This window comes from Pseudomonas sp. GW821-FHT09C09 (assembly GCF_059418105.1).
Genome location: NZ_JBWKPF010000003.1, coordinates 94,157 through 120,406, shown reverse-complemented (window position 1 = coordinate 120,406; position 26,250 = coordinate 94,157). Strand labels below are relative to the sequence as shown.

General features: G+C 60.2%; 24 protein-coding genes. 13 read left to right on the top strand and 11 right to left on the bottom strand.

Features of this window, described 5'->3' with window-relative positions:
* Positions 1 to 1,104 (top strand): DNA replication/repair protein RecF, encoded by a 1,104-nt coding sequence (gene recF, locus AC07NR_RS10260; protein ID WP_248740316.1) that lies wholly within the window; start codon positions 1 to 3, stop codon positions 1,102 to 1,104.
* Between the two features lie 5 nt (positions 1,105 to 1,109).
* Positions 1,110 to 3,527: a DNA topoisomerase (ATP-hydrolyzing) subunit B gene (gene gyrB / locus AC07NR_RS10255; RefSeq protein ID WP_085686140.1), complete on the top strand. Its 2,418-nt coding sequence runs from the start codon at positions 1,110 to 1,112 to the stop codon at positions 3,525 to 3,527.
* A gap of 62 nt (positions 3,528 to 3,589) precedes the next feature.
* Here gyrB and AC07NR_RS10250 read toward each other — a convergent pair whose 3' ends face one another.
* The gene (locus AC07NR_RS10250; protein ID WP_192559383.1) at positions 3,590 to 4,306 is read right to left on the bottom strand and encodes a response regulator transcription factor; all 717 of its coding nucleotides are present in this window, start codon (positions 4,304 to 4,306) and stop codon (positions 3,590 to 3,592) included.
* Between the two features lie 166 nt (positions 4,307 to 4,472).
* Between AC07NR_RS10250 and AC07NR_RS10245 the strand changes: the two genes are divergently transcribed.
* Positions 4,473 to 6,014, top strand: coding sequence for a sensor histidine kinase (locus AC07NR_RS10245; RefSeq protein WP_495078513.1), 1,542 nt, complete (start codon positions 4,473 to 4,475; stop codon positions 6,012 to 6,014).
* Positions 6,015 to 6,171: 157 nt separating this feature from the next.
* Here the strand turns inward: AC07NR_RS10245 and AC07NR_RS10240 are convergent, their stop codons facing one another.
* The 4 genes from AC07NR_RS10240 to glyQ all read right to left on the bottom strand — a co-directional run bounded on the left by AC07NR_RS10240 (position 6,172) and on the right by glyQ (position 10,582).
* The gene (locus AC07NR_RS10240; protein ID WP_085713092.1) at positions 6,172 to 6,951 is read right to left on the bottom strand and encodes a lysophospholipid acyltransferase family protein; all 780 of its coding nucleotides are present in this window, start codon (positions 6,949 to 6,951) and stop codon (positions 6,172 to 6,174) included.
* A gap of 82 nt (positions 6,952 to 7,033) precedes the next feature.
* Positions 7,034 to 7,573, bottom strand: a complete 540-nt coding sequence (gene gmhB / locus AC07NR_RS10235; RefSeq protein WP_495078512.1) for a D-glycero-beta-D-manno-heptose 1,7-bisphosphate 7-phosphatase — start codon at positions 7,571 to 7,573, stop codon at positions 7,034 to 7,036.
* Positions 7,574 to 7,577: 4 nt separating this feature from the next.
* Positions 7,578 to 9,632: a glycine--tRNA ligase subunit beta gene (gene glyS, locus AC07NR_RS10230; RefSeq protein ID WP_495078511.1), complete on the bottom strand. Its 2,055-nt coding sequence runs from the start codon at positions 9,630 to 9,632 to the stop codon at positions 7,578 to 7,580.
* Entirely contained in the window at positions 9,629 to 10,582 is a 954-nt protein-coding gene (gene glyQ, locus AC07NR_RS10225; protein ID WP_003187265.1) for a glycine--tRNA ligase subunit alpha, read from the bottom strand. Before glyQ ends, glyS begins: the two co-directional genes overlap by 4 nt.
* Positions 10,583 to 10,663: 81 nt before the next feature.
* Between glyQ and tag the strand changes: the two genes are divergently transcribed.
* Entirely contained in the window at positions 10,664 to 11,221 is a 558-nt protein-coding gene (gene tag / locus AC07NR_RS10220; RefSeq protein ID WP_085713089.1) for a DNA-3-methyladenine glycosylase I, read from the top strand.
* Positions 11,222 to 11,261: 40 nt separating this feature from the next.
* Positions 11,262 to 12,149, top strand: a complete 888-nt coding sequence (locus AC07NR_RS10215; RefSeq protein ID WP_085713088.1) for a lysophospholipid acyltransferase — start codon at positions 11,262 to 11,264, stop codon at positions 12,147 to 12,149.
* Between the two features lie 51 nt (positions 12,150 to 12,200).
* On the opposite strand, the gene AC07NR_RS10210 is transcribed toward AC07NR_RS10215, so the two are convergent.
* From AC07NR_RS10210 to def, 5 genes are read right to left on the bottom strand one after another with little or no spacing between them, the layout of a single operon-like run.
* Positions 12,201 to 12,515 carry a tetratricopeptide repeat protein gene (locus AC07NR_RS10210; RefSeq protein ID WP_248740314.1) on the bottom strand — a complete coding sequence of 105 codons (315 nt, stop codon included), beginning with the start codon at positions 12,513 to 12,515 and terminating at the stop codon, positions 12,201 to 12,203.
* A 20-nt stretch (positions 12,516 to 12,535) separates the two neighbouring features.
* Entirely contained in the window at positions 12,536 to 13,912 is a 1,377-nt protein-coding gene (gene trkA / locus AC07NR_RS10205; RefSeq protein WP_085713086.1) for a Trk system potassium transporter TrkA, read from the bottom strand.
* A 22-nt stretch (positions 13,913 to 13,934) separates the two neighbouring features.
* Positions 13,935 to 15,245: a 16S rRNA (cytosine(967)-C(5))-methyltransferase RsmB gene (gene rsmB / locus AC07NR_RS10200; RefSeq protein ID WP_495078510.1), complete on the bottom strand. Its 1,311-nt coding sequence runs from the start codon at positions 15,243 to 15,245 to the stop codon at positions 13,935 to 13,937.
* The gene (gene fmt, locus AC07NR_RS10195; protein ID WP_495078509.1) at positions 15,242 to 16,201 is read right to left on the bottom strand and encodes a methionyl-tRNA formyltransferase; all 960 of its coding nucleotides are present in this window, start codon (positions 16,199 to 16,201) and stop codon (positions 15,242 to 15,244) included. The genes rsmB and fmt overlap by 4 nt, the downstream gene beginning before the upstream one ends.
* A 57-nt stretch (positions 16,202 to 16,258) precedes the next feature.
* Positions 16,259 to 16,765 carry a peptide deformylase gene (gene def / locus AC07NR_RS10190; RefSeq protein ID WP_085713083.1) on the bottom strand — a complete coding sequence of 169 codons (507 nt, stop codon included), beginning with the start codon at positions 16,763 to 16,765 and terminating at the stop codon, positions 16,259 to 16,261.
* A gap of 169 nt (positions 16,766 to 16,934) precedes the next feature.
* Between def and AC07NR_RS10185 the strand changes: the two genes are divergently transcribed.
* The 8 genes from AC07NR_RS10185 to AC07NR_RS10150 all read left to right on the top strand — a co-directional run bounded on the left by AC07NR_RS10185 (position 16,935) and on the right by AC07NR_RS10150 (position 25,098).
* Positions 16,935 to 17,960 carry a LysM peptidoglycan-binding domain-containing protein gene (locus AC07NR_RS10185; RefSeq protein ID WP_495078508.1) on the top strand — a complete coding sequence of 342 codons (1,026 nt, stop codon included), beginning with the start codon at positions 16,935 to 16,937 and terminating at the stop codon, positions 17,958 to 17,960.
* A 79-nt stretch (positions 17,961 to 18,039) separates the two neighbouring features.
* Positions 18,040 to 19,140 carry a DNA-processing protein DprA gene (gene dprA, locus AC07NR_RS10180; protein WP_495078507.1) on the top strand — a complete coding sequence of 367 codons (1,101 nt, stop codon included), beginning with the start codon at positions 18,040 to 18,042 and terminating at the stop codon, positions 19,138 to 19,140.
* A 54-nt stretch (positions 19,141 to 19,194) separates the two neighbouring features.
* Positions 19,195 to 19,752, top strand: a complete 558-nt coding sequence (tsaC, locus tag AC07NR_RS10175; protein WP_085713080.1) for an L-threonylcarbamoyladenylate synthase type 1 TsaC — start codon at positions 19,195 to 19,197, stop codon at positions 19,750 to 19,752.
* Positions 19,753 to 20,024: 272 nt separating this feature from the next.
* On the top strand, positions 20,025 to 20,696 hold the full coding sequence (locus AC07NR_RS10170; protein ID WP_248740309.1) for a GNAT family N-acetyltransferase: 672 nt from the start codon (positions 20,025 to 20,027) through the stop codon (positions 20,694 to 20,696).
* On the top strand, positions 20,674 to 21,408 hold the full coding sequence (locus tag AC07NR_RS10165; RefSeq protein ID WP_495078506.1) for an iron-containing redox enzyme family protein: 735 nt from the start codon (positions 20,674 to 20,676) through the stop codon (positions 21,406 to 21,408). Before AC07NR_RS10170 ends, AC07NR_RS10165 begins: the two co-directional genes overlap by 23 nt.
* Positions 21,409 to 21,450: 42 nt before the next feature.
* A complete protein-coding gene (locus tag AC07NR_RS10160) occupies positions 21,451 to 22,545 on the top strand; it encodes a DUF3419 family protein (protein ID WP_248740307.1) in 1,095 nt (364 codons plus the stop codon).
* Positions 22,542 to 23,810: an aminotransferase class I/II-fold pyridoxal phosphate-dependent enzyme gene (locus tag AC07NR_RS10155; RefSeq protein WP_495078505.1), complete on the top strand. Its 1,269-nt coding sequence runs from the start codon at positions 22,542 to 22,544 to the stop codon at positions 23,808 to 23,810. Before AC07NR_RS10160 ends, AC07NR_RS10155 begins: the two co-directional genes overlap by 4 nt.
* Entirely contained in the window at positions 23,800 to 25,098 is a 1,299-nt protein-coding gene (locus tag AC07NR_RS10150) for a phenylacetate--CoA ligase family protein (protein WP_248740305.1), read from the top strand. Before AC07NR_RS10155 ends, AC07NR_RS10150 begins: the two co-directional genes overlap by 11 nt.
* Before the next feature lie 23 nt (positions 25,099 to 25,121).
* Here AC07NR_RS10150 and AC07NR_RS10145 read toward each other — a convergent pair whose 3' ends face one another.
* The gene (locus AC07NR_RS10145) at positions 25,122 to 26,099 is read right to left on the bottom strand and encodes an NADPH:quinone reductase (RefSeq protein ID WP_248740304.1); all 978 of its coding nucleotides are present in this window, start codon (positions 26,097 to 26,099) and stop codon (positions 25,122 to 25,124) included.
* Between the last annotated feature and the right edge of the window lie 151 nt (positions 26,100 to 26,250).

Here is a 26,250-nt window from a genome sequence, read left to right as displayed (position 1 = left end):
ATGTCGCTAAGTCGCGTCTCGGTCACCGCGGTGCGCAATCTGCACCCGGTGACCTTCTCCCCCTCCTCCCGAATCAACATTCTTTACGGCGCCAACGGCAGCGGCAAAACCAGTGTTCTGGAAGCCATTCATCTGCTGGGGCTTGCCCGTTCGTTCCGTAGCACGCGGCTGTTGCCGGTCATCCAGTATGAGCAACTCGCCTGTACCGTATTCGGGCAGGTCGAGCTCGCCGAGGGTGGCCATAGCGCATTGGGGATCTCTCGCGACCGTCAGGGCGAGTTCCAGATTCGCATCGACGGCCAGAATGCCCGCAGCGCGGCACAACTGGCGGAGATCCTGCCGCTGCAGTTGATAAACCCCGACAGTTTTCGTCTGCTGGAGGGGGCACCGAAGATCCGCCGGCAGTTCCTGGACTGGGGCGTGTTCCACGTCGAACCGCGGTTCATGGCCACCTGGCAGCGTTTGCAGAAGGCCTTGCGCCAGAGAAACTCCTGGCTGCGGCATGGTACACTTGACGCCGTTTCGCAAGCGGTTTGGGACAGGGAACTGTGCCAGGCCAGCGCTGAAATCGATGAATACCGCCGCGCTTACATCAAAGCCTTGAAACCAGTCTTTGAACAAACCTTGAGCGAACTGGTTGAGCTCGAAGGTTTGACGCTCAGCTATTACCGAGGCTGGGACAAGGATCGGGAATTGAGTGCCGTACTTGCCGGATCCCTGCAGCGGGACCAGCAGATGGGTCATACCCAGGCCGGACCGCAACGCGCTGACTTGCGTCTTCGATTGGGCGCACACAATGCCGCGGACATCTTGTCCCGGGGTCAGCAGAAGCTGGTGGTCTGTGCGTTGCGCATTGCCCAGGGGCATCTGGTGAGCCAGGCCCGGCGCGGTCAGTGTATTTATCTGGTGGACGACTTGCCGTCCGAGCTGGACGAGAGCCACCGTCGCGCGCTGTGCCGCTTGCTGGAAGACTTACGCTGCCAGGTTTTTATCACCTGTGTAGATCACGAATTATTGAGGGAAGGCTGGCAGACGGAAACGCCAGTCGCTCTGTTCCACGTGGAACAGGGCCGTATCACCCAGACCCACGACCATCGGGAGTGAAGGCATTGAGCGAAGAAAATACGTACGACTCATCGAGCATTAAAGTGCTGAAAGGCCTGGATGCCGTGCGCAAACGTCCCGGTATGTACATTGGTGACACCGACGATGGCAGCGGTCTGCACCACATGGTGTTCGAGGTGGTCGACAACTCGATCGACGAAGCCCTCGCCGGCCATTGCGACGACATCAGCATCATCATCCACCCGGATGAGTCCATCACCGTTAAAGACAACGGCCGAGGCATCCCGGTAGACGTACACAAAGAGGAAGGCGTATCCGCCGCCGAGGTCATCATGACCGTCCTCCACGCCGGCGGTAAGTTCGACGACAACTCCTACAAGGTATCCGGCGGTCTGCACGGTGTAGGTGTTTCGGTAGTGAACGCGCTGTCCGAAGAGCTGGTCCTGACCGTTCGCCGCAGCGGCAAGATCTGGGAACAGACTTACGTCCACGGCGTACCTCAGGCACCGATGGCGATCGTTGGCGACAGCGAAACCACCGGCACCCAGATTCACTTCAAGGCTTCCAAGGAAACCTTCAAGAACATTCACTTCAGCTGGGACATTCTGGCCAAGCGTATTCGTGAACTGTCCTTCCTCAACTCCGGTGTCGGTATCGTCCTCAAGGACGAGCGCAGCGGCAAGGAAGAGCTGTTCAAGTACGAAGGCGGCCTGCGTGCGTTCGTTGAATACCTGAACACCAACAAGACTGCGGTCAACCAGGTGTTCCACTTCAACATCCAGCGTGAAGATGGCATCGGCGTGGAAATCGCCCTGCAGTGGAACGACAGCTTCAACGAGAACCTGTTGTGCTTCACCAACAACATTCCGCAGCGCGACGGCGGTACCCACCTGGTGGGCTTCCGTTCCGCACTGACGCGTAACCTGAACAACTACATCGAGCAGGAAGGTCTGGCGAAGAAACACAAAGTCGCCACCACCGGTGACGACGCCCGTGAAGGCCTGACTGCGATCATTTCGGTGAAGGTGCCGGATCCGAAGTTCAGCTCCCAGACCAAAGACAAGCTGGTGTCCTCCGAAGTGAAGACCGCGGTCGAACAGGAAATGGGCAAGTACTTCTCGGACTTCCTGCTGGAAAACCCGAACGAAGCCAAGCTGGTCGTCGGCAAGATGATCGACGCCGCCCGTGCCCGTGAAGCGGCGCGCAAGGCCCGTGAGATGACCCGCCGCAAAGGTGCGCTGGACATCGCCGGCCTGCCGGGCAAGCTCGCTGACTGCCAGGAAAAAGACCCGGCGCTGTCCGAACTGTACCTTGTGGAAGGTGACTCCGCGGGCGGCTCTGCCAAGCAGGGACGTAACCGCAAGACCCAGGCCATCCTGCCGCTGAAGGGCAAGATCCTCAACGTCGAGAAAGCCCGTTTCGACAAGATGATCTCGTCCCAGGAAGTGGGCACCCTGATCACCGCGCTGGGCTGCGGTATCGGTCGCGAAGAGTACAACATCGACAAGCTGCGCTATCACAACATCATCATCATGACCGATGCTGACGTCGACGGTTCGCACATTCGTACCCTGCTGCTGACCTTCTTCTTCCGTCAGTTGCCGGAGCTGATCGAGCGCGGCTACATCTACATCGCCCAGCCGCCGCTGTACAAGGTCAAGAAAGGCAAGCAAGAGCAATACATCAAAGACGACGACGCCATGGAAGAGTACATGACGCAGTCTGCCCTGGAAGATGCGAGCCTGCACCTGAACGAAGACGCCCCGGGCATTTCCGGCGAAGCGCTGGAACGTCTGGTGAACGACTTCCGCATGGTGATGAAGACCCTCAAGCGTCTGTCGCGTCTGTACCCGCAGGAGCTGACCGAGCACTTCATCTACCTGCCGGCCGTGAGCCTGGAAATGCTCGGCGACCATGCCAAGATGCAAGACTGGCTGGCCCAGTACGAAGTCCGTCTGCGCACCGTCGAGAAGTCCGGCCTGGTCTACAAGGCCAGCCTGCGTGAAGACCGCGAACGTGGCGTGTGGCTGCCAGAGGTCGAACTGATCTCCCACGGCCTGTCGAACTACGTCACCTTCAACCGCGACTTCTTCGGCAGCAACGACTACAAGACTGTCGTCACCCTCGGCGCTCAACTGAGTACCCTGCTCGACGAAGGCGCGTACATCCAGCGTGGCGAGCGCAAGAAAGCGGTCACCGAGTTCAAGGAAGCCCTGGACTGGCTGATGGCCGAAAGCACCAAGCGCCACACCATTCAGCGATACAAAGGTCTGGGCGAGATGAACCCGGATCAGCTGTGGGAAACCACCATGGACCCAAGCGTGCGCCGCATGCTGAAAGTCACCATCGAAGACGCCATCGGCGCAGACCAGATCTTCAACACCCTGATGGGTGATGCGGTCGAGCCTCGCCGTGACTTCATCGAGAGCAATGCTCTGGCGGTGTCCAACCTGGATTTCTGATCCCGGCCGGCACCAACAAAAAGGCCAACGCATACGCGTTGGCCTTTTTTATTACCTGCTATTCACTCACCCGCCGCCACACTCTCCAACCGATACCCATACCCATAAATCGTCAGCAACTGCCAACCCCGATCTGCTGTCAGCCCGAGCTTGTTGCGCAGGCGATAGATGTGGGTATCCAGTGGTCGCGATGAAGCCATTTCTTCGTGGGGCCAGAACCTTTCGTATAGATAGTCCCGTGACAGAGGTCGGCCCAGGTTACTGAACAGGCAATGTGCTAGCCGGTACTCGCGCTCGGTCATCATGATCGGCTTGCCTTCGCGGGTGACGGTCAGTTCGGCGTCGTCGAACACCAGATCGTTGAAGCGCAGAACGTTGGCTACTGATGGGCGCTGATGGCTGTGTCGACGCAGCACGGCGGTGACCCGGGCTTTCAACTCGTTTGGACGAAAGGGTTTGCTGACGTAATCATCGGCTCCTGCATTCAACGCCTGGACGATATCGCTCTCGCCGTCACGGCTGGTGAGCATGATGGCGGCCGGTGGCGCTTCCATGTGCTCTCGGGTCCAGCGCAGCAGCGCCAGGCCGGTGAGGTCGGGCAGTTGCCAGTCGAGGATCAGCAGGTCGAAGGTTTCCCGGCGCAGTTGCCGCAGCAGGTCTTCTCCGCGTTCGAAACTGTGCAGCGACCAGGGCTGTTCGCCGGCCTCGGCCATTTGTTGCAGGGTCTGCTCGACCCGGCGCAGTTCGGCGGGTTCATCGTCCAGTATCGCAACGCGCATACGCGGGATTCCTTGTCGCTTGGGTAATGGGTGGTCGACACCGGCGGTTCGACCAAAGCAGTGAAAGTAAGCGGCACGCCGTGGGGTGAGCCGCTATGATTCTTCGGGTCCACGTCCTCAGACCTGTCGCCTATGAAACCATTCAACCCGCCCTGCCCTGTTTTCCATGATTAACCGACGCCGCCACGAAAGCCGTGTTCAAAGTCAGGTTCAGCGCCTGTTTCGGCAGCTGGTGCGCGAGTGGGTGTGGATAAGTCTAGTGCTGTTGCCGCTGACTGCATTGTTGTCCTGGCGTGCGCAGATCAATCTGCATGACCCGGCGCCTGTCAGCGGCGCAGTGCTGTCTACCGTGCTGGTGGCCATCGTGTTGGGGTTATTGCTGTGGCGACCGCGTCTGGCGCTCTGGCTCACGCTGATCGGCATGGTTGGCGTGCTGCTGACCAGCGCCGGCCTGGCGGAGATTCAGCGTTGGTGGTCTCCTACGCCGGCAGTGCTGGGCATGCTGTTCGGTTATCTGATCTGGAACTGGCGACGTCTGAGTGTCGTGCTGACCTACTTCGGCTGGGAGTTGTCACGGCTGGACGATGAACCGAAGGTGTTCCCCGAACGTCGCCGCACACAATTTGCCAGTGGCGACCGGTTGCAAGGCCAGATCATGGCCCTCGAACAGGCCATGAGCCGCACGCGTGACACCCGTCGCTTCATCGCCGATGGCCTCGAGTATCTGCCGGTCGCGACCCTGATCAGTGATCCCAAAGGTCAGATCCTGTTGGGCAACCGCAAGGCGCGTGACTTGTTCGGCAGTGATCTGGTCGGTGATGAAGTCCTCGATCGCCTGGCGAGTCTTGGCTATCCGGATTTATCCACAGCGTCGCATCCACTGTTGTCCGACCTGCCTCTGGTGGAGTTCCGTGACCACAAGGAGCGCAGCCTGCGCCTGGAACGCGCCGCGTTGTTGCCGGTGGACGGCGATACGCCGATTGGCTGGTTGCTGAGCCTTACCGATCTGAGCGCCGAACGTGCCGCCGAAGAGCAGCGCGGCGTGCTGCTGCGTTTTCTGTCCCATGACTTGCGTGCCCCACATTCAGCAATTCTCGCTTTGCTCGACGTACACCGGCATCAGGCCGGGACAGATTCGCCATTATTCGAGCAGATTGAACGCCAAGTGCGTCGAGCGCTGGAGCTGACCGACGGTTTCGTGCTGCTGGCCCGGGCCGAATCCAAGGCCTATCAGTTCCAGCCGAGTCTGTTCGCGATGCTGGTAATGGACGTTCTGGATCAGGCGTTGCCCATTGCCCAACAGAAGCGTATCGAACTGTTGAGCGATATGGATGAACAATCCCAAGAGCGTCTGGTGCTGGCTGACCAGGCTCTGCTGACTCGAGCGCTGTTCAATCTGCTGGAAAACGCGATCAAGTACAGCCCGGCCGGGTCCGCGGTCCGGTTGCGCGTTCGCTGCCACGATGACTGGCTGCACTGCGAACTGAGCGATCAGGGCAAAGGTATTGCGGCTGAAGAACTGCCTGATCTGTTCAGCCAATACCGGCGTTTTTCTTCTGCCAAAGGCATCGATGGCGTGGGGCTGGGGCTGTCTATGGTCAAGGCCGTGGTGGATCACCATGGTGGTCGGATCGAATGCGTCAGCGTCATCGATCAGGGCACCACATTCCGTCTTGAGCTGCCGCTGATCCCCGAAGAGCAGGCATAAAAAAACCGGCTATATCAGCCGTTTTTCTTACATCCGAAAAAAACTTATGCACCTTTTACGGTGTTTTATCAGCTTCAGAAATATATATAAAAATCAGTAAGTTAATTGCTGTTTTCGGAATATTGCCAACAAACCGTACACAGGTTATCCACAAAAATCAGACAGTCACTTGATCGCTGGCTGCCGGGGCTTGTGGTGCCGGTGGCAAGGAACCCATTTCCCGTTGAGCCTGCTCGTTCCATGCCTGCACCCGGTCATTCAGATCGGCGATGGCGCGCGGGCCTGATCCTTCGGCATACATCGGTTCACCGATGACCACGGTGATCACACCCTGTTTTTTGCCCCAGCCGATTTTCGGCCAGAACTTGCCGGCATTGTGCGCAATCGGCAGCACCGGAAGTGCCGCATTCACCGCCAATGCGCTGCCGCTGCGGGAAAACTTGCCGATGGTGCCATGAGGAACGCGAGTGCCTTCAGGGAAGATCAGTACCCAGACATTGTCCTTGAGCAACTCGTCACCCTTTGCCGCAACTTGCTTGAGGGCAGCTTTCGGATTGTCGCGATCAATGGCGATCGGCCGCAGCATGGCCATGGCCCAGCCGAAGAACGGCACGTACAGCAATTCGCGCTTGAGCACCTGGCTCAAGGGCGAGAAATAAGCGGAGAGAAAGAACGTCTCCCAGGTGCTCTGGTGGTTCGATTGAATCACGCAGGGTCGGTCAGGCACGTTTTCCGCGCCTTTGACTTCGTAACGGATACCGAGGAACACCTTGGTCAACCACAAGGCGCAGCGGCACCAGTACACATTGATGAAGCGATAGCGCGCCTTGAACGGCAGAAAGGGCGCGATAAAAAAGCTCAGGCTGCACCACAGCAGAGCGGTGGTGCCCAGCAGCAGGTAAAAGAGGAAGATTCTGATGGCCTGCAGTATCGACATGGCGACGTTTACCGTTACGGGCGATGCCCGACTGTTCAAGCGCACTCCCGATCAATCCCTGGTCAGGAACTTCAGAAGTACTCTAGTTGTGGATAAGTTCTGCGGCAATCGCCGCCAGATCGTCAAAAATCAGGGTGCCGACCGGAAGGGTCTTGCCCAGAGTCTTTTCGCCTTTCCCGGTCTTTACCAAAACGGGCTGTGAATCGACGGCTTTGGCGGCCTCCAGGTCACCAAGGCTGTCGCCGACGAACCAGACATTCGTCAGCGCCACGTTGTAATGCTGCGCGATGGTTTTCAGCATGCCGGGTTTCGGCTTGCGGCAATCGCAACCCTCGTCCGGCCCATGCGGGCAATACACGATCAGCCCGACTTCACCGCCCCGCTCCGCTACCAGTTCGCGCAGGTGCGCGTGCATGGCATCGAGGGTGGCGAGGTCGTAGTAGCCGCGAGCAATGCCCGACTGGTTGGTGGCGACCGCCACCGTCCAGCCGGCCTTGCTCAACTGCGCAATCGCTTCGATCGAGCCGGGCAGCGGAATCCACTCCTCCACCGACTTGATGTAAGCGTCGGAGTCGTAATTGATCACTCCGTCCCGATCGAGAATCAGCAGTTTCAACAGCAATCCCTCAACCCAGCAGCGAAATGTCGGCAACGCCCAGGAACAGGCCACGCAGACGCGCCAGCAGCGCGTAGCGGTTGGCCCGTACATTGGCGTCTTCGGCATTGACCATCACCGCGTCGAAGAACGCGTCCACCGGCTCGCGCAGAGCGGCCAGGCGTGCCAGCGATTCGTTGTACTGACGTGCCGCGGCCATTGGCTGTACAGCCTGGTCCGCTTGCTGGATCGCCGAGTACAGCGAGAACTCGTTGGCGTTGTCGAAGTACTTGGCCTGAACGTCGGTCGGCACGGAGCCTTCGACTTTGCTCAGCAGGTTCGACACACGCTTGTTCACCGCCGCCAGCGCTGCCGCTTCCGGCAGTTTGCGGAAGGCCTGCACCGCTTGCACACGCTGGTCGAAGTCCAGCGCCGACCCCGGCTTCAGGGCACGTACCGACAGGTAGGTGGCGACATCCACGCCTTCGTCTTCGTAACGTGCACGCAGACGGTCGAAGATGAATTCCAGCACCGCGTCGTTCAGGCCGGCAACCTTGATCTTGGCACCGAAGGCGTTCACGGCGAAAGCCACGGCGTCGTTCAGGTCCAGATCCAGTTGTTTCTCGATCAGGATCCGCAGCACGCCCAGTGCCGCACGGCGCAGGGCATACGGGTCTTTGCTGCCGGTCGGCAGCATGCCGATGCCGAAGATGCCGACCAGGGTGTCGAGCTTGTCGGCGATGGCCACGGCCGCACCGGTCAGGGTGGCCGGCAGTTCAGCGCCGGCACCGCGCGGCATGTACTGCTCGTTCAGGGCCAGGGCGACGTCTTCCGGCTCGCCGTCATTGAGGGCGTAGTAGTAACCGGCGACACCTTGCATCTCCGGGAACTCGCCGACCATTTCGGTGGCCAGGTCGCACTTGGACAGCAGGCCTGCACGGGCAGCCCACGAAGCGTTGCCGCCGATGCGTGCGGCGATGTAAGCCGCCAGTTTCGACACGCGCTCGGCCTTGTCATAGACGCTGCCGAGTTTTTCCTGGAACACCACGTTCTGCAGGCGATCGTTGAACGCTTCGAGCTTCTGCTTCTTGTCCTGCTTGAAGAAGAACTCGGCGTCGGTCAGACGTGGGCGAACCACCTTCTCGTTACCGGCGATGATCTGCTGCGGGTCTTTGGATTCGATGTTGGCCACGGTGATGAAACGTGGCAGCAATTTGCCGTCGGCATCCAGCAGGCAGAAGTACTTCTGGTTGTCCTGCATGGTGGTGATCAGCGCTTCCTGCGGCACGTCGAGGAAACGTTCCTCGAACGAGCACACCAGCGGCACCGGCCACTCGACCAGCGCGGTCACTTCGTCGAGCAGCGCCGGTGGCACGATCGCGGTGCCTTCCTGACGGGTCGCCAGCTCTTCGGTGCGCTTGCTGATGATCTCGCGACGCTCGTTGGCGTCGGCCAGTACATAAGCGGCACGCAGGTCGGCCAGGTAGCTCGACGGCGAACCGATGCGTACGCTTTCCGGGTGGTGGAAACGGTGGCCACGGGATTCACGGCCAGCCTTCTGCGCGAGGATCGTGCAGTCGATGACCTGGTCGCCGAGCAGCATCACCAGCCACTGGGTCGGACGTACGAACTCTTCCTTGCGCGCACCCCAACGCATGCGTTTCGGGATCGGCAGGTCGTTCAGCGAGTCTTCGACGATGGTCGGCAGCAGGCTGGCGGTCGGCTTGCCGGCGATGTTCTGGCTGTAGCGCAGTTTCGGACCGCTCTGGTCGATTTCGCTCAGCTCGACGCCACACTTCTTGGCGAAGCCCAATGCCGCTTGAGTCGGATTGCCTTCGGCATCGAACGCGGCCTGACGTGGCGGGCCGTCGAGGTTGATGCTGCGGTCCGGCTGCTGGGTGGCCAGCGCGGTGATCAGCACGGCCAGACGACGCGGCGCGGCGTAGACGGTTTTGGTCTCGTAATTCAGGCCAGCGGCTTGCAGGCCCTTGTCGATACCGGCGAGGAACGCTTCGGCCAGGGTGTTCAGGGCTTTGGGTGGCAGTTCTTCGGTGCCCAGTTCAACCAGAAAATCTTGAGCACTCATTGTGCAGCCTCCAGCTTGGCCAGTACTTCGTCACGCAGGTCCGGGGTTGCCATCGGGAAGCCCAGCTTGGCGCGGGCCAGCAGGTAGGCTTGGGCGACGGAACGCGCCAGGGTGCGTACGCGCAGAATGTATTGCTGACGCGCAGTCACCGAGATCGCCCGGCGCGCATCCAGCAGGTTGAAGGTGTGCGAGGCCTTCAGGACCATTTCGTAGCTTGGCAACGGCAGCGGCTGGTCGAGTTCGATCAGGCGCTTGGCTTCGCTTTCATAGAAGTCGAACAGTTCGAACAGCTTGTCGACGTTGGCGTGTTCGAAGTTGTAGGTGGACTGCTCCACTTCGTTCTGGTGGAACACGTCGCCGTAGGTCACCTTGCCGAACGGACCGTCAGCCCAGACCAGGTCGTAGACCGAATCCACGCCCTGCAGGTACATGGCCAGACGCTCGAGACCGTAGGTGATCTCGCCGGTCACCGGGTAGCACTCGATGCCGCCCGCCTGCTGGAAGTAAGTGAACTGAGTCACTTCCATGCCGTTCAGCCAGACTTCCCAGCCCAGACCCCAGGCGCCGAGGGTCGGCGATTCCCAGTTGTCTTCGACGAAGCGGATGTCGTGGACCAGCGGGTCCAGGCCGACATGCTTGAGGGAGCCCAGGTACAGTTCCTGGAAGTTGTCCGGGTTCGGCTTCAGGACTACCTGGAACTGGTAGTAGTGCTGCAGACGGTTCGGGTTTTCGCCGTAACGGCCGTCAGTCGGACGGCGGCTTGGCTGTACGTAAGCGGCGTTCCAGGTTTCCGGGCCGATGGCACGCAGGAATGTCGCGGTGTGGAAAGTGCCGGCGCCTACTTCCATATCGTAGGGCTGAAGTACCACACAACCTTGCTCGGCCCAGTATTGCTGGAGCGCGAGGATCAAGTCTTGGAAGGTACGCACGGCTGGCGTAGGCTGGCTCACGAAATTCACCTGTTTCTTGGGCTGCGATTTAAAGAGCGGGAGTATACCCGATTCAGTCGCACCTCCACCCCCTGGAGCCTTATGCCACGCTGCTTTTGGTGCAACGAAGATCCGCTGTACATGGCTTACCACGATCAGGAGTGGGGCACGCCGCTACGCGATGCGCAGGGATTGTTCGAGTTGCTTTTGCTCGAAGGGTTCCAGGCCGGGCTTTCGTGGATCACCGTGCTGCGCAAGCGCGAGCGATATCGCGAGGTGTTGTACGGCTTCGACGTACAACGCGTGGCGCAGATGAGCGACGCGGAAATCGATGACTTGATGCTTGATCCGGGGATCATCCGCAACCGCCTCAAGCTCAATGCCGCCCGGCGCAATGCCCAGGCGTGGCTGGCGCTGGAAGATCCGGTGGCCTTCCTCTGGTCGTTTGTGGATAACCGGCCGGTGATCAATCATTTCAAGGATCGCAGCGAAGTCCCGGCCATCACCCCGCAAGCCGTGGCCATGAGCAAAGGCCTGAAAAAGGCCGGTTTCACCTTTGTCGGCCCGACCATTTGCTATGCGCTGATGCAGGCCTCGGGCATGGTCATGGATCACACTCAGGACTGCGACCGCTACGCGCAGCTGGTCAACGCCGGTTAGAATGGCCGCCTCGCGCACAGCACAAGATCAGGAGTGACCTGTGGAAAAGTTTAAAGGCGCCATGCTGGTTGGCGCTCTGCGGCTGTTTGCCCTGCTTCCGTGGCGGGCCGTGCAGGCCGTGGGTTCGGCGATCGGCTGGATCATGTGGAAAACCCCCAACCGTTCCCGCGATGTGGTGCGGATCAACCTCGCCAAATGTTTTCCACAGATGGACCCGGCCGAACGTGAGCGTCTGGTGGGCCAGAGCCTGAAAGACATCGGCAAGTCCCTGACCGAAAGCGCCTGCGCCTGGATCTGGCCGGCCCAGCGTTCCATCGACCTGGTGCGCGAAGTCGAAGGCCTCGACATCCTCAAGGATGCACTGGCGTCGGGCAAAGGCGTGGTCGGCATTACCAGCCACCTGGGTAACTGGGAAGTGCTCAACCACTTCTATTGCAGCCAGTGCAAACCGATCATTTTCTATCGTCCGCCGAAGCTCAAGGCTGTGGATGAATTGCTGCGCAAACAGCGGGTGCAACTGGGTAACCGCGTGGCGGCGTCGACCAAGGAAGGCATCCTCAGTGTCATTAAGGAAGTGCGCAAGGGCGGTCAGGTGGGTATTCCTGCGGACCCGGAACCGGCCGAATCCGCCGGGATCTTCGTGCCGTTCTTCGCCACACAGGCCCTGACCAGCAAGTTCGTGCCGAACATGCTCGCCGGTGGCAAGGCTGTCGGCGTGTTCCTGCATGCCCTGCGTCTGCCGGACGGTTCCGGCTACAAGGTGATTCTGGAAGCCGCGCCGGAAGCCATGTACAGCACCGATACCGAAACCTCCTGCGCAGCGATGAGTCAGGTGGTCGAGCGTTATGTGGCGGCTTATCCGAGCCAGTACATGTGGAGCATGAAACGCTTCAAGAAGCGCCCGCCAGGTGAGGCGCGCTGGTACTGATCGGCGATGTGCAGTTGTGGATAACCTGACAAAACGGGTTATCCACAGCCGTCACGGCTTCTGCCGTTCCAGCTTCTTCAGAAACACCGTCATTTCCTTCTCGGCCTGCTTGTCGCCATGGGCCCTGGCCGCTTCCAGCCCTTGCTCCCATGCCTGCCGCGCAGCCGCCAGATCACCCTGCGCCAGTTGCGCCTTGCCCAACAGTTTCCACGCTGCCGAGTATTTCGGATCGAAGCCGACGCAACGCTGGAAATGCTCGGCCGCCTTCGCGTTTTCCCCCAGATCCAGATAACCCTTGCCCAGGCCGAAGCGCAGCAATGAGTTATCCACACCCTTGGCGAGCATTTTTTCCAGGGATTCGATCATCGGTCTCGCCTCTTGGTCGGTCAGAAGAAACTCAGGCCCACGTGGAACAGCTTCTCCACATCGCGAATATGCTTTTTATCCACAAGGAACAAAATCACGTGGTCGCCGGCGGCGATCACCGTGTCGTCGTGGGCGATGATCACTTCTTCATCGCGGATGATTGCGCCGATGGTGGTGCCCGGCGGCAGGGCGATGTTTTCGATGGCCTTGCCGATGACCTTGCTCGACTTCGAATCACCATGGGCCACCGCTTCGATCGCTTCCGCCGCGCCCCGGCGCAACGAGTGCACGCTGACGATATCGCCACGCCGCACGTGGGCCAGCAAGGTGCCGATGGTCGCCAGTTGCGGGCTGATGGCGATATCGATATCACCGCCCTGGATCAGGTCGACGTAGGCCGGGTTGTTGATGATCGTCATCACCTTCTTCGCCCCCAGACGCTTGGCCAGCAGCGACGACATGATGTTGGCTTCGTCATCGTTGGTCAGGGCGAGGAAGATGTCCGCGTCGGCAATGTTCTCTTCCAGCAGCAGGTCGCGATCCGATGCACTGCCCTGCAGCACCACGGTGCTGTCGAGGGTATCCGAGAGATAACGGCAGCGCGCCGGATTCATCTCGATGATCTTCACCTGGTAACGGCTTTCGATGGCCTCGGCCAGGCGTTCGCCGATCTGCCCGCCGCCGGCGATGACGATGCGCTTGTAGGTTTCGTCGAGACGGCGCATTTCGCTCATCACGGCGCGAATGTTCTCACGGGCGGCGATGAAGAAGACTTCGTCGTCGGCCTCGATCACCGTGTCGCCCTGAGGAAGAATCGGACGGTCACGGCGGAAAATGGCGGCGACGCGGGTTTCCACATTCGGCATGTGTTCGCGCAACTGGCGCAGTTGCTGCCCCACCAGCGGCCCGCCGTAATAGGCGCGCACCGCCACCAGTTGCGCCTGGCCCTCGGCGAAGTCGATCACCTGCAAGGCGCCGGGATGCTGGATCAGGCGCTTGATGTAGTTGGTGACCACTTGCTCGGGGCTGATCAGCACATCCACCGGGATCGCTTCGTTCTGGAACAGTTGCTCCTCGCGGGTCAGGTACGAGGCTTCGCGTACCCGGGCGATCTTGGTCGGGGTGTGGAACAGGGTATGGGCAACCTGGCAGGCGACCATGTTGGTTTCGTCGCTGTTGGTCACCGCCACCAGCATGTCGGCGTCGTCGGCACCGGCCTGACGCAGCACGGTCGGCAGCGAGCCCCGGCCCTGCACGGTGCGGATATCCAGACGGTCGCCAAGGTCGCGCAGACGGTCGCCATCGGTGTCGACCACGGTGATGTCGTTGGCTTCGCTGGCCAGATGTTCAGCCAGCGAACCGCCGACCTGCCCTGCACCGAGGATGATGATTTTCAACCCGTCACTCCATTGAATCCGTTTAGCCGCGCACGGCAGCGATCTTGATCAGCTTGGCGTAGTAGAACCCGTCGTGCCCGCCCTGCTGGGCCAGCAACTGGCGACCGTGGGGCTGTTTGATCCCGGCCTGTGTGGCCAGATCCAGTTCCCGGGCGCCCGGCGTGCGCTCAAGGAACGCGGCGATGACTTCGGTGTTCTCGGTCGGCAAGGTCGAGCAGGTGGCGTAGAGCAGGATGCCGCCGACTTCGAGGGTTTTCCACATCGCGTCGAGCAACTCGCCTTGCAGTTGCGCGAGGGCCGCGATGTCGTCGGCCTGACGGGTCAGCTTGATGTCTGGATGGCGACGGATCACCCCGGTGGCCGAGCACGGTGCGTCGAGCAGGATGCGCTGGAACGGTTTGCCGTCCCACCACGCTGCCGTGTCGCGACCGTCGGCGGCGATCAGTTCGGCGCTCAGGCCGAGGCGTTCGAGGTTTTCTTTCACCCGCACCAGACGCTTGGCTTCCAGGTCCACCGCCACTACACCGGCCAGTGCCGGTTCGGCTTCGAGGATGTGGCAGGTCTTGCCGCCCGGTGCGCAGCAGGCGTCCAGCACTCGCTGGCCCGGCGCGAGATCGAGGAGGTCGGCGGCCAGTTGCGCGGCTTCGTCCTGCACGCTGATCCAGCCCTCGGCGAAGCCCGGCAGGCTGCGCACGTCGGCGGCAGCGTCGAGGACGATGCCGTCGCGGCTGAAGGTGCATGGCTGCGCGACGATGCCCGCTTCAGTCAGCAGACCGAGGTAGGCGTCGCGGCTGTGATGACGGCGGTTGACTCGCAGAATCATCGGCGGATGCGCGTTGTTGGCCTCGCAGATGGCTTCCCATTGTTCAGGCCAGAAGGCCTTCAGGGATTTCTGCAGCCAGCGCGGGTGGGCGGTGCGCACTACCGGATCGCGCTCCAGTTCGGCGAAGATCGCCTCATGCTCACGTTGGGCGTTGCGCAGCACGGCGTTGAGCAGACCTTTGGCCCACGGCTTTTTCAGCTTGTCGGCGCAACCGACGGTTTCGCCGATGGCGGCGTGAGCCGGGACGCGGGTGTAGAGCAATTGATAGAGACCGACCAGCAGCAGCGCCTCGACATCGGCGTCGGCAGCCTTGAACGGCTTCTGCAACAGTTTTTCCGCCAGCGCCGACAAACGCGGCTGCCAACGGGCGGTGCCGAACGCCAGATCCTGGGTGAAACCGCGATCGCGATCCTCGACCTTGTCCAGTTGCGTCGGCAGGGAGCTGTTGAGCGAAGCCTTGCCGCTCAGGACGGCGGCGAGTGCCTTGGCGGCGGCCAGACGCGGGTTCATTGCGCGTCCACCGCTGCGCCCAGTACGGTGCCGACAGCGAACTTCTCACGACGGCTGTTGAACAGATCGCTGAAGTTCAGCGCCTTGCCGCCGGGCAATTGCAGGCGGGTCAGGCACAGCGCCTGTTCGCCACAGGCGACGAGCAGGCCGTCCTTGCTGGCGCCGAGAATGGTGCCCGGTGCGCCTTTGCCTTCGGCCAGTGTCGCCGTCAGCACTTTCAGCGCTTCGCCGTTGAGCGTGCTGTGGGTGATCGGCCATGGATTGAAGGCGCGGACCAGACGTTCCAGCTCGACAGCCGGACGGCTCCAGTCGATGCGCGCCTCGTCCTTGTTCAGTTTGTGCGCATAGGTGGCGAGGTCGTCGTTCTGCACTTCGCCTTCCAGGGTGCCGGCGGCCAGACCGGCAATCGCTTGCACGACGGCTGGCGGGCCCAGTTCGGCGAGGCGGTCGTGGAGGCTGCCGCCGGTGTCTTCGGCGCTGATCGGGGTCACGACCTTGAGCAGCATCGGCCCGGTATCCAGGCCGGCTTCCATGCGCATCACGGTCACGCCGCTCTCGGCGTCGCCTGCCTCGACGGCGCGCTGGATCGGCGCCGCCCCGCGCCAGAGTGGCAGCAGCGAGGCGTGGCTGTTGATGCAGCCCAGACGCGGAATATCCAGCACCGCTTGCGGCAGGATCAGGCCGTAGGCGACCACCACCATCAAGTCCGGCTTGAGCGCAGCGAGCTCGGCTTGAGCGTCAGCGTTGCGCAGGGTCGGCGGCTGCAACACCTGGATATTATTTTCCAGGGCGAGCTGTTTGACCGGGCTCGGCATCAGTTTTTGCCCACGACCGGCCGGACGATCCGGTTGGGTGTAGACCGCGACGATCTCGTAAGGGCTGTCCAGCAGGGCCTTGAGGTGTTCGGCGGCGAATTCCGGGGTACCGGCAAAAACGATGCGCAGTGGCTCAGTCATGGGGGGAATCTCATAAAAAGAAAAAGGCTTGCCGCAGCAAGCCTTTGGAGAGGGGCATCAAGCGTTCTGGCGGTGCTGCTTTTCCAGTTTCTTCTTGATCCGGTCGCGTTTGAGCGTGGACAGGTAGTCGACGAACAACTTGCCGTTGAGGTGGTCGCATTCGTGCTGGATGCACACGGCGAGCAGGCCTTCGGCGATCAGTTCGTAAGGTTGGCCGTCACGGTCCAGAGCCTTGATCTTGACCTTCTGCGGGCGGTCGACGTTTTCGTAGAAACCCGGCACCGAGAGGCAGCCTTCCTGGTATTGCTCCATTTCGTCAGTCAGCGGTTCGAACTCGGGGTTGATGAACACCCGGGGTTCGGTGCGGTCTTCGGAAAGGTCCATCACGACGATACGTTTGTGCACGTTGACCTGGGTCGCGGCGAGGCCGATGCCCGGCGCTTCATACATTGTTTCAAACATGTCATCGACCAGCTGACGCACTTCGTCGTCCACTACAGCCACAGGTTTGGCGATAGTGCGCAGACGCGGGTCCGGAAATTCGAGGATGTTCAAAATGGCCATAAGCTTGATTGCTGCACGTGTGAGGTAAAGTCGGGCGATGGCCTGGCGGGTCCGAAGATGCAGGCTACCGTTGTGAAACGTAGCTCCTTGCTTTTCAGCATAGAGCAGGGAGCGAGCCACGGGGGCTCTGGCGTTTCACGCGAACGCACATGATAAAGGGATTCACCGCATGAGGAAATCACTACTCGCCCTGCTGTTTCTGGCCTCGGCCGGTACCGCGCACGGGCAAGTGCAACTCAAGGAAGGTTTTCCACAGCAATACACGGTGGTTTCGGGGGACACACTCTGGGACATCTCCGGAAAGTACCTGCGCGAACCCTGGCAGTGGCCGCAGTTGTGGCGGGCCAATCCGCAGATCGAAAACCCCAACCTGATCTATCCGGGCGACACCCTGACGCTCAGTTACGTCAACGGCCAGCCACGCCTGACCCTCAATCGCGGGGCGTCACGCGGCACCATCAAACTGTCGCCACGGATCCGCAGCAGCCCGGTGGCCGAGGCGATTCCGAGCATTCCGCTGAAATCGATCAACAGCTTTCTGCTGAGCAACCGCATCGTCGACAAGGTCGAGGACTTCGACAAGGCGCCGTACATCGTAGCCGGTGATGCCGAACGGGTGCTCAGCGGCACCGGCGACCGGATCTTCGCCCGAGGCCATTTCGATCCGAACCAGCCGGTTTACGGCATCTTCCGTCAGGGCAAGGTTTACACCGATCCGCAGAGCAAGGAGTTTCTGGGGATCAACGCCGATGACATCGGCGGCGGTGAAATTGTCGCCACCGAGGGCGACGTCGCCACCCTCGCCCTGCAACGCACGACCCAGGAAGTGCGCCTCGGCGACCGTCTGTTCAGCGGCGAAGAACGCTCGATCAACTCGACCTTCATGCCCAGCGCGCCCACCAGCGACATCAACGGCCTGATCATCGATGTGCCACGGGGCGTGACGCAGATCGGCGCAATGGACGTAGTGACCCTGAACAAGGGCAAGCGCGACGGTCTGGCCGAAGGCAACGTGCTGGTGGTGATGAAAACCGGGGAAACCGTGCGCGACCGGATCACCGGCCAACCGTTGAAAATCCCCGATGAACGCGCCGGATTGCTGATGGTGTTCCGCACCTACGACAAGCTCAGCTACGGCCTGGTATTGAACGCATCGCGCTCGCTGGCGGTGCTGGACAAGGTGCGAAATCCTTAGCTGGCTTCACAAGTTACCAACAGAGTTATCCACAGTTTGTTCCGAAAGGTTCGGGGCTTATAACGATCAAGGATGATCCATGATGATGCCTGTCTGTACGCCGGTTTCCCCAGCGGAACTGGAAGCGCGCTTGCGCCTGCACCGCTTGCCGGAAATCGGCCCGAAACGTTTTGCCCGATTGCTCGAAGCGTTCGGCTCCGCCTCCAAAGCCATCAGTGCGCCGTCCAATGCCTGGCGCTCGTTGGGTTTGCCGGTGGTTAGCGCCGATGCGCGCCGTTGTCCTGAAGTACGCGACGGCGCGAGCCGCGCATTGGCCTGGCTAGAGCGCCCGGGCCAGCATTTGCTGATGTGGGACCAGCCGGACTACCCGGCCTTGCTGGCGCAGATTGCCGACCCGCCACCGCTGCTGTTTGTTGCCGGTGACCCGCTGATCCTGGAAAAACCGCAGCTGGCGATGGTCGGCAGTCGCCGCGCCTCACGTCCGGGCATGGACACCGCCACGGCGTTTGCCCGCAGCCTGGCCGGGGCCGGTTTCGTCATCACCAGTGGCCTGGCGCTGGGCATCGATGCAGCCGTGCATCAAGCCGCGCTCGACGTTGGCGGGCAAACCGTCGGTGTGCTGGGCACCGGCCTGGAAAAATTTTATCCACAGCGCAATCGGCGACTGGCGGACACGATGATTGCCTCTGGCAGTGCGGTGATTTCGGAGTTTCCACTGGACGCCGGACCGACAGCGAGCAACTTCCCCAGGCGCAACCGGATCATCAGCGGTTTGTCCCTCGGCGTACTGGTGGTCGAGGCCAGTGTGGCCAGCGGTTCGTTGATCACCGCGCGACTGGCGGCGGAACAGGGACGCGAGGTCTATGCGATTCCGGGCTCGATCCACCACCCCGGCGCGCGCGGTTGCCATCAACTGATCCGCGATGGCGCGGTGCTGGTGGAAACCATCGAACATATTCTCGAAGCCTTGCGCGGCTGGCAGCACCTGTCGGTGTCCGCAACCGCACCAAGTACCGATAACCCGTTGTTGCGGCTGTTGCACGCCGCACCCCATACCAGCGAGGGGTTGGCCGACAGCAGTGGCTGGGCGCTACCCAAAGTGCTGGCGGCATTGACCGAGCTGGAGATGGAGGGCCGTGCCGTATGCGAAAACGGTCGCTGGTTTGCGCGGGTAAGCTAGGTTTTACATTGAAGATCGGTAAACTGCGCAAAACCTGTTTTCGGAGAGTTTTTCATGGTCAACAGTTGGCGTGTGCAACAAGCCGCACGAGAGATTCGCGCCGGGGCGGTGATTGCCTATCCAACCGAAGCCGTCTGGGGGCTGGGGTGCGATCCGTGGAATGAAGAAGCGGTGGATCGCCTGTTGGCGATCAAGAACCGTTCGGTGGACAAGGGATTGATCCTGGTCGCCGACAACATTCGCCAGTTCGATTTCCTGTTCGAGGATTTCCCCCAGGACTGGATCGACCGCATGGCCAGTACCTGGCCGGGGCCGAACACCTGGCTGGTGCCACATCAGAACCTGTTGCCGGAGTGGGTGACCGGGGTGCATGACACCGTGGCACTGCGGGTCAGCGATCATCCGCAGGTGCGGGACTTGTGCTCGCTGGTCGGACCGTTGATCTCGACATCGGCCAACCCGCAAGGCCGGCCAGCGGCGAAGACTCGCTTGCGTGTCGAGCAGTATTTCCGGGGCCAGGTCGATCTGGTGTTGGGCGGGATGCTCGGCGGGCGCAAGAATCCGAGCCTGATCCGCGATCTGGCGACCGGCAAGGTTGTGCGTCCGGCCTGATATTACCTTTGGTTAATTCTGTGAGTACTCTTCGGCTTTCATGGCGAGGAGTACTACGCGTGCCTGCGATTTTTCCTTCATGTAACTGAAGTTACTGCCAGGTTTTTTGGTTTGATTTTTCCCTTTCAACGTCAGACGAATCCATAAGTATCAAATTGTTGTAATTTTTCCGACGTTATTCTCAGAAGCCACACAGTGGCGATTTTTCTAAAAACATTCATTATTTCAATGCGCTCAGAAAACTTCGACAAGTTCACGGCTGCGGAGAAAAAATGGATATCAGGTATTTGCAATTAACGGACAGTCTGCAGGCATTACAGGCGACCTTGAAAAGTCGTTATGAAAGTTATCGTATCGTTATTCTTGAGGCAGGCTCGGATACGCGAGAGTTTGAACAGTTTGTTGCTCGTCATTTTCGGCTGCGACTGCAGCACTACATGCTGACACCCAAAGCCAGATTGTTTGAAACACGCCTGGCAATTGCCTCGCGCAGTACCCACTTTTTGCTGTATCTGCACGACAGACCCATGGCTGTATTGAGAGTCACGCCTGCGCCGTTCGAATGGGCATCACTGACGCAGCAGCATGTTTCTCCCACGGTGGCGCTATCGCGCCATGTCGAGTTCAGCCGCTTGATCAGCCACTCGCAAAATCAATTCCCGATGTCGGTCAACGGCCTGCTGGCGGCTGCCACGGAATGGGCGATCAGGCACGGTCATGAAGGCGTTACCGCCCTCTGCCGTTCACCGCAACGACGATTCTTCCAGCGCTTCGGCCTGACGCCGATCACTACCGACGCTCTGCACATCGAACACCGCAAGCGTGGTGATTACTGGCTGCTTTCAGCTCAATGGCAGCAGATTTTCGCCGCACTTCAACAACCCATCCACCTGCTCGCCAACCCATCGGAGAAGCACCTTGATGAATGCGCCCCTCAGTTTTAACCAACAGTTGAGCCTGCTCGATGAGCGAATCGAAAAGTCATGGGCCCATATTCTGGAGAATTCGCGGCTGGTTAAAGCCATTCGCGAAGGTGAAGTTTCCAGAGCGTTATATGCGATCTACATGATCGAAACCTTTCACTACACGGCACACAATGCGCGAAATCAAGGATTGGTGGGTGTGCGACATGCAGAAAATCCGGTGTATGCAAAGTTCTGTTTTGAACATGCGGCACAGGAAGTCGGTCATGAAAAGATGGCAATGCACGATGTCATGAGCCTTGGTCTGAAGCATGAAGTGTTCGATATTCCATCTGCACTTCCAGAGACTGAAGTGTTGATTGCCTATTTATACTGGATTTCCTTTACCGGTAATCCGCTGCAGCGGCTTGGTTATAGTTATTGGGCAGAAAATGCCTACCAGTTCATTACGCCACTTATAAACCGTCTGAGTGAAACGCTGGAGCTGAAACCGGCTCAGCTGACGTTCTTCGTTGCACATTCCGACATCGATATCGAGCACTTCAACGAAATCAAACTCATGCTGCAGCGCACCTGCAAGCGTCAAGACGATTGGGATGCCATTGCCACCGTCATGGAAACCAGCCTGCGCCTGACCGGCAACATGCTTGAGGCCGTTTATGAGCAGTACGAAGCCTGGCAAAACGGGCTGGCGCCCCGCTATGACTTCCTCCACGCCCTGGACAACCAATGAAGACCTCACGCCCATGTTCATATCAGGAGGCTGGAGGCAGACATGGCTGACTATTTCGACCAGCTCAACTACACGCTGGGGGATGAAGACACCGCGCTTGAGTACGCGATCCTGCCCGCGCATGCCCGCCACGTGCTGGGAATTGCCGGATGCGGCGGTCGCCTGTTGCCGCTGCTGGCCGCAAACCCTTTACGCATGACCTGTAGCGACATCAGTGCGCCGCAACTGGCGTTCACCCGGTTGCGTCTGGCGTTGCTGGAACAGACCGATCACGAGTCGTTCATGGAGTTCATGGGCTATCGGATGGAAAGTCTCAGAGCACGGCGCCGATCCATTTTTCAGCAATTGATTTTGCCGCCCGCGGATCGTCGCTGGTTGTTTGGGTTATTCCAGTCCAGGCAATGGGGCGCGCCGATCTACATGGGCGCATTCGAGCAGACTCTGAAGCGGCTGGCGAAAATCACCGGACTGTTTACCGGCAAGGCGGGCCGGGGCATTTTTCAGTACGGCTGCCTTGAGGAACAAACGGAATATTACCGAAAGCGCTTTCCGCGCAAGCGCTGGAAGGCCGTGATCGCTTTGCTGGGCAACGCAGCAGTACTCAATTCGCTGCTGTACAAGGGCTCGTTTCCCCCCAACAACCTCGGTATCAGTTCTCGCGCGGCCTACCTGGAAATTTTCCACAGGCTGTTCACCTCTCAGGTGGTCCGCGAGAGTTTTTTCCTGCAAATGCTGTTTTTCGGTGAACTGCGCTATCCGCAAGGCTTTCCGCTGGAGTGCGATCCGGCAATTTTCCAGCGTGCCCGTGAGGGGCTTCAGCAGTGCGAGTTACGCGTTGTGCAGGCTGACATCCTCGACTGCGTTGACGGGGAAACAGGCATCGATTTCGTATCTCTGTCGGACGTGCCCTCCTTCATGCCCGAAACGGCCGGTACCCATGTTCTGCAGCATCTGGCACCAGCGCTGGCAGAAAACGCGCGGGTGGTCATGCGTGGCCATTTACATGTGGTTCAACCCGATTGTGCAGGTTTCTGCGATATCACCCATCAGTACCAGGCAGAAATCGCACGAGAAAAAACCCAGCTCTGGCGTGTGCAGGTCTATCGCCGGACAGCCGCTATGCAGGTATCCCGATGAACACCTTTCAACCGACCGTCAATTGGGTCAAAAACCGTGTCCGGCAATCTCGTGATGATCAACAGCAGTTATTCGATGCCGGGCTGAATGGTCTGAAACTGGTCAAACGTGAAGCCAAGGAGATCGAACTCGACAGCGGCGAACGGCTGACGGAGTTTCTCTCATGTTCTTACCTGGGGCTGGAGTGTGATCCACGCTTGATTCACGGAGCCGTGAGCGCCGCCGAAGCCTTCGGTGTGCAGTTCGCTGCCGCGCGAACCCGAGTCCTGTTGCCTCCCATGCGTGAGCTGGATGAACAACTGAGCCGGATATTTCAGGGACATACGGTTACCTTCAACTCCGTAGGCAATGCGCATCTCGGCTGCCTGCCGCTGCTCGGTTCCGGCGAAATGCCCTCCTACCCCTTGAGGCGTGGTCCCTGCTGGATTGTTGACCGCGCGGCGCATGCCTCGATGCAGGTGCTGCAGGGCATTCTCTGGCAGTTCGGGCCGGTAAAGCGATGCGATTGCAGCGATTTGGAGCAAGTAGAGGATGCGTGTCTGGCGGCGGTCGCAGCGGGTAACACGCCCATCATCCTGACCGACAGCATTGGCTCGATGCGCGGTTTGTATCCGGTCAACCGCCTGTTGCAACTGGCGGAGCGTTTTGACGGTTATCTTTATGCGGATGATGCCCACGGTACTTCGATCCACGGAGCAGCAGGGAGTGGATATGCATTGGCCGCTGCGGAAGAACGGCTGCGCGGTCGACTGATTCTCCTGTCGTCTCTTTCCAAGGCATTCGGTGCAACCGGTGGCGCGATCACCGTGCGTACGGCGGCGGATGCCGAGCTGATACGCGGCCACGCCTCGACCTATACGTTTGGCGGCCCCCTTTCCATGGCTGGAGTTGGCGCGGCGGTCGCCTCCGGGAATATCCACCTGTCGCCGGAGCTGGGTCAATTGCAGGCCGCACTGTGGCGAAATATCGCCGTGATCGACGGTCTGCTTGGGCCGGTGCTGGGCAATCATCTGGTCGAGTCCCCCATTCGTTTTGTCCGCGTCGGGGCCGAGAGAGATGCGATCTGTCTGGCGCAGCATTTGCGTCGGCGGGGCATGGCGGTCACTACCGCACTGTTTCCGGTAGTGGCCAAGGGCGAGGCGATTTTGCGTCTGGCCATCAGCGCGAGCCACAGTCAGCGCCAGTTGGAATCTCTGGCGAGTGCCGTCCGTAGCGGATTCGAGGAGTTGGGCATTCGTCAGGAAGGATGGGGCAATGAGCAATGATCCTCTGATGGATTTATCGGCCGATGCTCTTGCACAAAAATTGGCTCACGCGCGCGCGCTGCCATGGTTCCGCGCGCTGTATCCCCGGATCCTGGAGGTGCAGACATTGGCTGATCTGCATCGACTGCCGGTTCTGGCAGTGGAAGACGAGTTCGGAGGTGGGCTGTTTTCCGCACTCGGCGATGCGTCGAACCGAGCACCCGGTGGCGGACTGACCCTGACCTCGGGAGGGAGCACCGGCAATCGCAAACAGATCACTCATTCCTGGGCGTTCAACGCCGCGATCGTGCCTCTGGGGGCGCGGATGTTTGGTATGACGGACGAGCATCCGGAGGTGGTCATCAACTGCCTGACGGCCGGTGAAATGCAGGGTGCGTTTCATTACGCGACAGCCATCGTCCAGCACATTGGCGCACGCTTGTTGCCAGCCGGTTCACAGATGGGCATTCAGCGCATTGTCGAGCTGATTCAGTCGCACGCGGCCGATGCGCTGATATGCACTCCCTCCTTCGCCGCCGCACTGTTCAATCACGAGAACGTTGGTTCAGAACAGTTGGGCAGTCTGAGGTGGCTTTACTACATTGGAGAACCCTGCAGTAAAACGCTGCGCGACCAATTGGCCAGGGATTGGCCGAAGCTGAAAATTCGCTCGTTGGGCTACAGCTCGACGGAAACGGGTCCCATCGGCTTTCAGTGTGCACACCTTGAACACGGTTTTTATCATTTGCATGCCGACGCGATGCTGGTCGAAGTGGTTGATCCCCTGACCCTTCAGGCCGTGGCAGAAGAGGAGACAGGCGAGTTTCTGCTGACGCCCCTGCTGCCCGATCATGCGCCGCTGTTTCGCTACAGGATCGGGGATCGCGGGCGAATCCTGCGCACGGTGACGAATTGTGCCTGCGGCAGCTCCATGCCGGTTATGGCCCTTGAGGGACGGGTCGAAACATCGATCAAACTGGGTGGGGCGATCATCACTCAGTCACAGGTATTGCACGTACTTCGGCAGCTCTTGCCTGAATTGGACACAGCAGATGTGCAGGTGCAGATCGAGCGACGGCCCGGTGGTGCGCACATGCGTCTGATTATCGCCGAGGACAGACTGACTGCCATCGCGCAATCCCTCATCGAAGGTGCTTTGCAGGTCGAGGGGCAAGCGAGCGCATTGCTCAGCCTGCCAGGTGTGTTGGGGCTGGAGGTGAAGCGTCTTGCCCGTCAGGCATTTGAAACGACGCTGACTGGCAAGACACCGTTTTTTGTGACATTGGAACAGACCCCGGCCAAGTCATGACGATTGGCCGGAGAAGTCTGTGGTCAGGGCAGCAGAACGGTGGAACCGGTGGTGCGTCGCGCCGACAACTCGGTCTGCGCCTTCGCCGCATCAGCCAGTGCGTAACGCTGGCTGATATCCACTTTCAGCTTGCCGCTGGTGATCATTCCGAACAGCTCATCCGCCATGCGTTGCAGGTTTTCGGCATTGTTGGCGTAGGTCGCGAGCGTTGGTCGGGTGACGTACAGCGAACCTTTCGACGCCAGAATACCCAGGTTCACCCCGTCCACCGCGCCCGAGGCATTGCCGAAGCTCACCAGCAGACCGCGAGGTGCCACACTGTCCAGCGAGGCCGGCCAGGTGTCCTTGCCGACGCCGTCGTACACCACCGGGACCTTTTTCCCGTCGGTCAATTCAAGCACCCGTTGGGCGACGTTTTCGTGGCTGTAATCGATGGTTTCCCAGGCGCCGTGGGCCTTGGCCAGTTCGGCTTTCGCTGGCGAGCTGACGGTGCCGATCAGCTTCACTCCCAGCGCTTTCGCCCATTGGCAGGCCAGCAAACCGACGCCGCCGGCCGCCGCGTGGAACAGAATGGTTTCGCCGCCCTTGAGTTCATAGGTCTGACGCAGCAGGTACTGTACGGTCAGGCCCTTGAGCATCACGCCGGCCGCGGTTTCGAAGCTGATGGCGTCCGGCAGGTGGACCAGATTTGCCTCCGGCAGGATATGCACGTCGCTGTAGGCGCCCAGTGGGCCGCTGCCATAGGCCACGCGGTCGCCGACCTTGAACCGGGTGACGGCGCTACCCACTGCCTCGACGATGCCCGCGCCTTCCGCCCCCACACCCGACGGCAATGCCGGTGGCGCGTACAGGCCGCTGCGGTAGTAGGTGTCGATGAAGTTCAGGCCGATGGCCTTGTTGCTCACGCGAACCTGCTGCGGGCCGGGCTCGGCAGGCTGGTAGTCAACGTATTCGAGCACTTCGGGGCCGCCATGGGCGCGGAACTGGATTCGCTTGGCCATCTGCCTACTCCTTGGGACGATTCGGAAGGCCCCTATCGAACTCCCCTGCTTGATCTTCGTCAACTGCGGCGTGCCTACCTGCGATGGTATGCTACGCGCCCATTTGCGCCACCCCCTCGCCCACGGGGCGATGCCCGATCCAAGGTGAAGC

Bases quoted from the DNA above. Each gene is read 5' to 3' on its own strand.
- recF (WP_248740316.1), top strand. From the start codon at position 1: ATGTCGCTAAGTCGCGTCTCGGTCACCGCGGTGCGCAATCTGCACCCG.
- AC07NR_RS10250 (WP_192559383.1), bottom strand. From the start codon at position 4,306: ATGCGCGTTGCGATACTGGACGATGAACCCGCCGAACTGCGCCGGGTC.
- AC07NR_RS10245 (WP_495078513.1), top strand. From the start codon at position 4,473: ATGATTAACCGACGCCGCCACGAAAGCCGTGTTCAAAGTCAGGTTCAG.
- AC07NR_RS10240 (WP_085713092.1), bottom strand. From the start codon at position 6,951: ATGTCGATACTGCAGGCCATCAGAATCTTCCTCTTTTACCTGCTGCTG.
- glyS (WP_495078511.1), bottom strand. From the start codon at position 9,632: ATGAGTGCTCAAGATTTTCTGGTTGAACTGGGCACCGAAGAACTGCCA.
- tag (WP_085713089.1), top strand. From the start codon at position 10,664: ATGCCACGCTGCTTTTGGTGCAACGAAGATCCGCTGTACATGGCTTAC.
- AC07NR_RS10210 (WP_248740314.1), bottom strand. From the start codon at position 12,515: ATGATCGAATCCCTGGAAAAAATGCTCGCCAAGGGTGTGGATAACTCA.
- rsmB (WP_495078510.1), bottom strand. From the start codon at position 15,245: ATGAACCCGCGTCTGGCCGCCGCCAAGGCACTCGCCGCCGTCCTGAGC.
- fmt (WP_495078509.1), bottom strand. From the start codon at position 16,201: ATGACTGAGCCACTGCGCATCGTTTTTGCCGGTACCCCGGAATTCGCC.
- def (WP_085713083.1), bottom strand. From the start codon at position 16,765: ATGGCCATTTTGAACATCCTCGAATTTCCGGACCCGCGTCTGCGCACT.
- AC07NR_RS10185 (WP_495078508.1), top strand. From the start codon at position 16,935: ATGAGGAAATCACTACTCGCCCTGCTGTTTCTGGCCTCGGCCGGTACC.
- dprA (WP_495078507.1), top strand. From the start codon at position 18,040: ATGATGATGCCTGTCTGTACGCCGGTTTCCCCAGCGGAACTGGAAGCG.
- tsaC (WP_085713080.1), top strand. From the start codon at position 19,195: ATGGTCAACAGTTGGCGTGTGCAACAAGCCGCACGAGAGATTCGCGCC.
- AC07NR_RS10170 (WP_248740309.1), top strand. From the start codon at position 20,025: ATGGATATCAGGTATTTGCAATTAACGGACAGTCTGCAGGCATTACAG.
- AC07NR_RS10165 (WP_495078506.1), top strand. From the start codon at position 20,674: ATGAATGCGCCCCTCAGTTTTAACCAACAGTTGAGCCTGCTCGATGAG.
- AC07NR_RS10160 (WP_248740307.1), top strand. From the start codon at position 21,451: ATGGCTGACTATTTCGACCAGCTCAACTACACGCTGGGGGATGAAGAC.
- AC07NR_RS10155 (WP_495078505.1), top strand. From the start codon at position 22,542: ATGAACACCTTTCAACCGACCGTCAATTGGGTCAAAAACCGTGTCCGG.
- AC07NR_RS10150 (WP_248740305.1), top strand. From the start codon at position 23,800: ATGAGCAATGATCCTCTGATGGATTTATCGGCCGATGCTCTTGCACAA.
- AC07NR_RS10145 (WP_248740304.1), bottom strand. From the start codon at position 26,099: ATGGCCAAGCGAATCCAGTTCCGCGCCCATGGCGGCCCCGAAGTGCTC.